This window comes from Rhodoplanes roseus (genome assembly GCF_003258865.1).
GTDB classification, from domain to species: domain Bacteria; phylum Pseudomonadota; class Alphaproteobacteria; order Rhizobiales; family Xanthobacteraceae; genus Rhodoplanes; species Rhodoplanes roseus.
Map to the genome: position 1 here is coordinate 1 of NZ_NPEX01000327.1, position 4062 is coordinate 4062.

Here is a 4062-nt window from a genome sequence, read left to right on the forward strand (position 1 = left end):
GCGCGGCTCGGCGGCGGGCGGCCCGGCCCGGGCGGGGCTTTTCGCCGCCCCCGCGTTTGCGCCGCGCCGCCGCTGTGCTAGAGCGGGTTCCAATCGTCGCAGCGGCATCGTTTTCAAGCCGCGCCCCGCACGCCCTCACGCCCAGAGAGGACCCCAGATGAAGAGACGTCAGTTCCTCGGCGCGCTCGCCGCCGGCTCCGCCGCCACGGCAGTGGCCATGCCGGCCGTCGCCCAGTCGGCGCCCGAGATCAAGTGGCGCATGACCTCGAGCTTCCCGAAGTCGCTCGACACCCTGTACGGCGCCGGCGAGATGCTGGTGAAGCAGGTCGCCGAGATGACCGACGGCAAGTTCCAGATCCAGCATTTCGCGGCGGGCGAGATCGTCCCCGGCCTGCAGGCGCTCGACGCGACCGCCGGCGGCACGGTCGAGATGTGCCACTCGGTGTCGTACTACTATGTCGGCAAGGACCCGACCTTCGCGATCGCCGCGGCGGTGCCGTTCGGTCTCAACGCCCGCCAGCAGGCGGCCTGGCTGTTCCAGAACGGCGGCAACGAGAAGTTCAACGAGTTCTACAAGAAGTACAACATCTACGGCTTCCCGGTCGGCAACACGGGCGCCCAGATGGGCGGCTTCTTCCGCAAGGAGATCAAGACCGCGGCCGATCTCCAGGGCCTCAAGATGCGCATCGGCGGCATCGCCGGCCAGGTGCTGCAGAAGGTGGGCGTGGTGCCGCAGCAGCTCGCCGGGCCGGACGTCTATCCGGCGCTGGAGAAGGGCACCATCGACGCCGCCGAGTGGGTCGGTCCCTACGACGACGAGAAGCTCGGCCTCGCCAAGGTGGCTCCGTACTACTACTACCCGGGCTTCTGGGAAGGCGGCCCGATGGTCCACGGCTACGTCAATCTCGACAAGTGGAACGAGCTGCCGAAGACCTATCAGGCGATCCTGCAGAACGCCGGCCACGCCGCCACCAACTACATGATCACCCGCTACGACGCGCTGAATCCGGGCGGTCTGCGCAAGATCCTCGCGGCCGGCGGCCAGCTGCGGCCGTTCTCGAACGACATTCTCGACGCTTGCTACAAGGCCACCAACGAGCTGTGGGCCGAGATCGGCGCCAAGAACGAGACGTTCAAGACCATGATGGCCGACATGCAGGCCTTCCGGAACGACGAGTACTTCTGGTGGCAGGTCGCCGAGTACAATTACGACACCTACATGATCCGCGCCCGCACCCGCGGATGAGCGGGCCTCGCCCCGCAGCGATCATGTCGTGACGAGCAAGCCCCGGAGCCCCGCTCCGGGGCTTCTTGCTTTTGTTCACCTCCCCCTCGAGGGGGGAGGTCGACGCTCCGCGCGACAGCGCGGAGTGGCGGGAGGGGGTGACAGCCTCTCCGGTGCGCGGGGCTTCACCCCGCCCGGTGCGCGCGCTGCGCGCCCCGACCCTCCCCCTCCAGGGGGAGGTGAAGCGAGCCTATCTCAGATCCAGCGCGGGCGGGGCCTCGGGCTGGTCGATCTTCAGCTCGATGGTCTTGGGATCGACGGTCGCGCCCGTGCCCTTGTAGTGCATGACCAGTTGCGGGAACAGGATCACCAGCGCCACGCCGATCAGCTGGATGATGACGAACGGCACGGCGCCCCAGTAGATCTGGCCGGTGGTGATCGGCGCCGTCTCCAGTCCGGTGACGCGGTCCCGGTAGGGGAACTTGGGCGCCACCGAGCGCAGGAAGAACAGTGCGAAGCCGAACGGCGGATGCATGAACGACGTCTGCATGTTGACGGCGAGGATGACGCCGAACCAGATCAGGTCGATGCCGAGCTTGTCGGCGACCGGCGCGAGCAGCGGGATGATGATGAAGGCGAGCTCGAAATAGTCGAGGAAGAACGCCAGCACGAAGACGAGCAGGTTGACGAAGACCAGGAACCCGACCTCGCCGCCTGGCAGCGAGGTGAGCAGGTGCTCGACCCAGACGTGCCCGCTGACGCCGTAGAAGGTCAGCGAGAACACCCGGGCGCCGATCAGGATGAACACCGCGAAGGCGGAGAGCTTGGCGGTGGCGCGCACCGCCTGCCGCACCAGATCGAAGGTCAGGCGTCGCTTGAACAGCGCCAGCGCCATCGCTCCGACCGCGCCCATGGCGCCGCCCTCGGTCGGTGTCGCGAGGCCGATGAAGATCGTTCCGAGCACCAGGAAGATGAGGAACAGCGGCGGCACCATCACGACGGTCGCCTGCTGGGCGATCTTGGACAGGAACCGGAAACCGAACAGCCGGGCCGTCGCGGCGTTGACGATGGCGACCGCGAAGGCGAACACGACCGCGAAGAACATCGTCAGCACGACGAAATCGGCGCCTCGGGTGCTCGATCGGCTCATCACCACGTAGCCGAAGGCGGCGCTCGCCAGCGTCAGGATCGCCAGCGAGGTCATGCCGCGCCGGCCGTTCTCCTCCTTGAAGCCGATCGCCTCGGGCGGCAGGCCGGGGGCCGCGCTCGGGAAGAAGGTCGAGACGACGAAGATGTAGAGCGCGTAGAGGCCGGCCAGCATCAGGCCCGGCAGGAAGGCGCCCTCGTACATGTCGCCGACCGACCGGCCGAGCTGGTCGGCCATGATGATCAGCACCAGCGACGGCGGGATGATCTGGGCGAGCGTGCCCGAGGCGGCGATCACGCCGGAGGCGACGCGGCGGTCGTAGCCGTAGCGCATCATGATGGGGAGCGAGATCAGCCCCATCGAGATCACCGAGGCGGCGACCACGCCGGTCGTCGCCGCCAGCAGGGCGCCGACGAACACCACGGCATAGCCGAGCCCGCCGCGGATGCGTCCGAACAGCTGGCCGATGGTGTCGAGCAGATCCTCGGCCATGCCGGAGCGCTCGAGCACCAGGCCCATGAAGGTGAAGAACGGGACCGCCAGCAGCGTCTCGTTGTTCATCACCCCGAACACGCGCTCGGGCATCGCCTGGAGGAAGTCGGCGCGGAACAGCCCGAGCTCGATGCCGACCAGCCCGAACAGCAGCCCGTTGGCGGCGAGCGAGAAGGCGACCGGATAGCCGAGCAGCAGGAAGACGACGAGGGACCCGAACATGATCGGGGCCATGTTCTGGATCAGGAAGGCGGTCATGATGCGGGTCCCGCCTTCAGCGATGGGCCCGGCCGGACGTCTCGGCCAGGTTCTCGGCGTCCGCCTCGAAGGAGGACAGGTGGCCGCCCGGTCCGCCGTGCGGATCCGGGATGCGGCCCATGATGACGGCGGCGCGCTTGATCAGCTCCGACAGCCCTTGAAAGAACAGGCTGGTGAACCCGGCGAACACCAGGAACTTGGCCGGCCACTGCGGCAGGCCGCCGGCGTTGAAGGACTGCTCGCCGACGCCGATGAGCTGCTTCCACCAGGTGATCAGCCCCGAGAGCCACTGGCCGGGGGCGCCGGCGAAGGCGTCCGGGAAGGCCGCCAGCGCGGTGCCGACCTGGGCCCAGCTCGGGGCCGACTTCACGAAGAACGGCCAGCTCGTCACCATCATCACGAGGCAGAGCGGCAGCAGGAAGAAGGCGTGGCCGACGATCTCGACGGCGTTGCGCACGCCGCGCGGAAAGCGGGTGTTCAGGATGTCGATGCGGATGTGCTCGTTGTCGAGCAGCGTCCACGGCGAGCACATCAGGAACACGGCGCCGAACAGCACCCATTGCAGCTCGAGCCAGGCATTGGCCGAGACGCCGAACAGCTTCCGCACGATGGCGTTGACGGCCGAGACCAGGATGGCGGCGAGGATCAGCCAGCTCAGGGAGCGACCGAGGCGTGCGTTCACGGCGTCGATGAGGCGGCTGAGGCCGAGAAGGGCGGTCACGGGATCACCTGCGCGACGGGATCGCAGCGTCGCGAGGCGGCGCGCTCCACGGTTCATCGGTCCGGCGCGGATGCGTCCAGACGAGAGTCCATCGCATAGGGCGGATCAAACGGCCCCGTCAATCCCGAGATCGCGCCCCGGCCATGCGGCGGGGCGGGAGATGGCTCGCGATCCCGGGCCTCTTTCGACCGTCGTCCCGGGGCGGCCCGGAAGGGCCGA

Annotated in this window: 3 protein-coding genes; 1 reads left to right on the forward strand and 2 read right to left on the reverse strand. The window is 68.2% G+C overall.

Annotation, left to right across the window (positions count from 1 at the left end; all coding sequences use genetic code 11):
- The first annotated feature begins 157 nt into the window (after nt 1–157).
- Nucleotides 158–1246 carry a TRAP transporter substrate-binding protein gene (locus tag CH341_RS27205; RefSeq protein ID WP_111422090.1) on the forward strand — a complete coding sequence of 363 codons (1089 nt, stop codon included), beginning with the start codon at nt 158–160 and terminating at the stop codon, nt 1244–1246.
- 229 nt (nt 1247–1475) lie between these two features.
- Here CH341_RS27205 and CH341_RS27210 read toward each other — a convergent pair whose 3' ends face one another.
- Together CH341_RS27210 and CH341_RS27215 are read right to left on the reverse strand one after the other, a co-directional pair.
- The gene (locus tag CH341_RS27210; protein ID WP_111422091.1) at nt 1476–3122 is read right to left on the reverse strand and encodes a TRAP transporter large permease; all 1647 of its coding nucleotides are present in this window, start codon (nt 3120–3122) and stop codon (nt 1476–1478) included.
- Between the two features lie 16 nt (nt 3123–3138).
- Nucleotides 3139–3843 carry a TRAP transporter small permease subunit gene (locus CH341_RS27215; protein WP_170149827.1) on the reverse strand — a complete coding sequence of 235 codons (705 nt, stop codon included), beginning with the start codon at nt 3841–3843 and terminating at the stop codon, nt 3139–3141.
- Between the last annotated feature and the right edge of the window lie 219 nt (nt 3844–4062).